The following is a 3,740-nucleotide window of genomic DNA, read 5'->3' on the forward strand; positions in this document are numbered from 1 at the left end:
TTACCCGCGCGCTGGATATGAACTCGACACTCACATCCTTGCAGGTCACAGGGCACCTTCTACTGATTCAGGCTCAGCTCACCACTCCCGCTGAATACCCGAGGCTGACACAGCGCCGGGTGGAGTACGCGAACGGCGAATTGCCGCGACACCGTGTCGAGATGCTGGAGCAGCTCGGGATGATCTGGTCCGTCAGCGATGCGCGGTTCGACGCCGGTCTGGACTGGGCGCGGGTGTGGGCGAAGGAGCACGGCGGCTCCCTGGCCGCGCCCGCGCGGGCCGCCATCGGCGGGTACGCGATCGGGGCCTGGCTCGCCGGGCTGCGGGCTACGGCCGAGGTGCCGGCGGGAGAGCCCGGTGCGCTGGATCCGGAGCGCCGGGCCGCGTTGGAGGAGATCGACCCGTGGTGGTGCCCGGCCTGGCCGATCACCTGGCAGCGCACCTACTCCGTCGCAAGGGTGTGGTGGCTGGAATCGGACGGCCGGGTCGACTGGGCCGCCATGCCGCTGGAGACGACGTTCGAGGGCGAGCAGCTCGGCCGGTGGGTGCGCACCCAACGGGCCGGCTGGGCCGTACTCGACCAGGAGCAGCGGGACCTGCTGGCGGCGATCGGGATCGAGGAGGACCAGGAGCTGGCGGCCGCGCGGGCGGCGGCCGCGGCGAAGCCGAAGGTCTCGCGGGCAGACCGGTTCCAGCAGCACCTGGCGGCGCTGGTCGCGTTCGTCGAGCGGGAGGGACACGCGAAGGTCCCGCGCACCCACAAGACCACCGAGGGGCTGTCGCTGGGCACCTGGCTCAACAACCAGAAGGCCCGCCGCGACAAGCTCAGCGAGGAGCAGCGCGGGCAGCTGGAGGCCCTGGGCGTGGCCTGGTAGACCCCCAGCGACGACCTGCGGGAACCCCGGTGCTCACGAAAGCCCCAGAGTGATGATCAAGTTACCACCACGGTGCTTCCGGTGATGACGGAGGTGCTGCTTAGCGCTCCCTGGGAGCCCTGGGAGCCCTGCGCTCCGGTGGTGCCCTGGAAACCCTGGGCGCCCTGCGCTCCGGTGGTGCCCTGGAAACCCTGGGCGCCCTGCGCTCCGGTGGTGCCTTGGAAACCCTGGGCGCCCTGGGCTCCGGTGGTGCCCTGGAAACCCTGGGCGCCCTGGGCTCCGGCGTCGCCCTGCGGACCAGTGGTGCCGGTCACCCCCTGAGTGCCCTGGAAACCCTGGAAACCCTGGGCGCCCTGGGCTCCGGCGTCGCCCTGCGGACCAGTGGTGCCGGTCACCCCCTGGAAACCCTGGAAACCCTGGGCGCCCTGCGCTCCAGTGCCGCCCTGCGGACCAGTGGTGCCGGTCACCCCCTGAGTGCCCTGGAAACCCTGGGCGCCCTGCGCTCCAGTGCCGCCCTGGGCGCCAGTTGAGCCTTGGAAGCCTTGGGTGCCTTGGGCTCCGGTGGAGCCTTGGGCACCGGTGGTGCCCTGTGCGCCGGTCGAGCCCTGGACACCCTGGGCGCCCTGCGCTCCGGTGGTGCCCTGGGCGCCAGTGGTGCCCTCAACGCCCTGCGCACCCGACGAACCCTGCGCGCCGGACAAACCCTGGACACCCTGCGGGCCCGCGACTCCAACCGACCCCTGGACACCCTGCGCGCCCTGCGCGCCACTGTCACCCTGGACGCCGGTCGAGCCCTGGACGCCGGTCGAGCCCTGGGCCCCAGACGCACCCTGGACACCCTGTGGACCCGAAACGCCCGCCGGGCCTTGCGCTCCGATGGATCCCTGTGTGCCGGTCGCGCCATCGACGCCCTGCGCACCCTGCGCGCCGGACGAACCCTGGAAACCCTGCGGGCCCGCGACTCCAACCGACCCCTGGACACCCTGCGCGCCACTGTCACCCTGAAAACCCTGGGACCCGGCCGACCCCTGGACGCCCTGCGGGCCCGCGACTCCGGTCACACCCTGGAAACCCTGCACTCCGGCCGAGCCCTGCGCTCCGGTGGATCCCTGGGCGCCGGTCGCGCCATCGACACCCTGCGCACCCGACGAACCCTGCGCGCCGGACGAACCCTGGACACCCTGCGGGCCCGCGACTCCAACCGACCCCTGGACACCCTGCGCGCCACTGTCACCCTGAAAACCCTGGGACCCGGCCGGGCCCTGGACGCCCTGCGGGCCCGCGACTCCGGTCACACCCTGGAAACCCTGCACTCCGGCCGAGCCCTGCGCTCCCATATCGCCTTGGAAACCCTGCGGACCCTGAGGTCCTCCGCTGGAGCCCTGTGGACCCTGCGGCCCCTGGGGCCCACCGCTAGAGCCCTGCACGCCCTGCGGGCCCTGCGCGCCGGTAGATCCCTGGGCACCAGTGCCCTCGACGCCCTGCGGACCCTGCACGCCCGGGGATCCCTGGGCACCGGTCACACCCTGGAAACCCTGCGCACCGGCCGAGCCCTGCGCTCCGGTGGATCCCTGGGCGCCGGTCGCGCCATCGACACCCTGCGCACCCGACGAACCCTGCGCGCCGGACGAACCCTGGACACCCTGCGGGCCCGCGACTCCAACCGACCCCTGGACACCCTGCGCGCCACTGTCACCCTGAAAACCCTGGGACCCGGCCGGGCCCTGGACGCCCTGCGGGCCCGCGACTCCGGTCACACCCTGGAAACCCTGCACTCCGGCCGAGCCCTGCGCTCCCATATCGCCTTGGAAACCCTGCGGACCCGCGACCCCAGCCGGCCCTTGAACACCCTGCGTGCCCGCGGGGCCCTGAGACCCGGCTGGCCCCCCAACACCCTGCAGGCCAGACGAACCCTGCGCACCGCTGTCACCCTGGGGCCCGGCCGACCCCTGAAAGCCCTGCGCCCCGGACGACCCCTGGAACCCCTGCGAGCCGGCCGATCCCTGCGCGCCACTGCCACCCTGAAAGCCCTGCGGACCCGCAACTCCAGCCGACCCTTGAACGCCCTGGGGCCCGGTCGAGCCCTGAAAGCCCTGGGTGCCCTGCGCACCGGTCGAGCCCTGGACACCGGCCGTGCCCTGCGCGCCACTGCCACCCTGGGGCCCGGTCGAGCCCTGAAAGCCCTGGGTGCCCTGCGCACCGGTCGAGCCCTGGGCACCGGCTGTGCCTTGAAAGCCCTGCGGGCCCTGAACACCCTGGGCGCCGGTCGACCCCTGCGGACCCTGCGGACCACGACAGTGATCGGAGTGGGATTCGTAGTTGTGGCGGCAGGGGGCGCCAGAGTCTTCAGCGTCGTCCCTTCTGGAAGCCTGCTGTCTAGCAGAAGAGTATGCGCCTCTGCTCCGCGCGTCGAAGGCATCACTCATGGCCCCGTTAGGGCCTGGCAGCCCATGATTGTGACTGGCACCTGACTTTTGGGCCGCATCGGCGGTTGCGGACGTTGCTGACAGGAAGCTGACGGCTGCGGCAAGTACGCCCACCGATACTCCGGTGATGACCTTCAAGCGAGAACTTCGAAGCGATCTGCGACTCATGGTCGTCCGTCTCTTGTCTGACCGTCACGCAATTCCCCAGGGTGTACTACCACTCGACCTTGCGGAGAATCGCGATCTTGGAGGGGGCTCGGAGGTGATTCTGCTTTGAGTCAGCGGACCATCTCGGCAGAGACTGAGGAAGCTAAGTGGTTGCGTTCGTGACGGCCCCTGCGTTGCAGGTCGTGTCCCGCCGAGTGGTGTAGCCGATCTTGCCTCAAAGCTTCACAGGTGCGCAGCTGCCGGGAGACCGGACGGCGCCCTCGGACTGAAG

General features: G+C 71.1%; 3 protein-coding genes. All 3 read left to right on the forward strand.

The window, feature by feature from the left end; all coding sequences use genetic code 11:
- Nucleotides 1-161: 161 nt before the first annotated feature.
- The 3 genes from ACZ38L_RS38800 (at nucleotide 162) to ACZ38L_RS38810 (ending at nucleotide 3,346) form a co-directional block, all read left to right on the forward strand.
- A complete protein-coding gene (locus ACZ38L_RS38800; RefSeq protein WP_465702741.1) occupies nucleotides 162-875 on the forward strand; it encodes a helicase associated domain-containing protein in 714 nt (237 codons plus the stop codon).
- A 218-nt stretch (nucleotides 876-1,093) separates the two neighbouring features.
- Nucleotides 1,094-1,405 (forward strand): hypothetical protein, encoded by a 312-nt coding sequence (locus tag ACZ38L_RS38805; protein ID WP_465702743.1) that lies wholly within the window; start codon nucleotides 1,094-1,096, stop codon nucleotides 1,403-1,405.
- A 39-nt stretch (nucleotides 1,406-1,444) separates the two neighbouring features.
- A complete protein-coding gene (locus ACZ38L_RS38810) occupies nucleotides 1,445-3,346 on the forward strand; it encodes a hypothetical protein (RefSeq protein ID WP_465702746.1) in 1,902 nt (633 codons plus the stop codon).
- Nucleotides 3,347-3,740: the final 394 nt, after the last annotated feature.

This window comes from Kitasatospora sp. NPDC024654 (assembly GCF_055559155.1).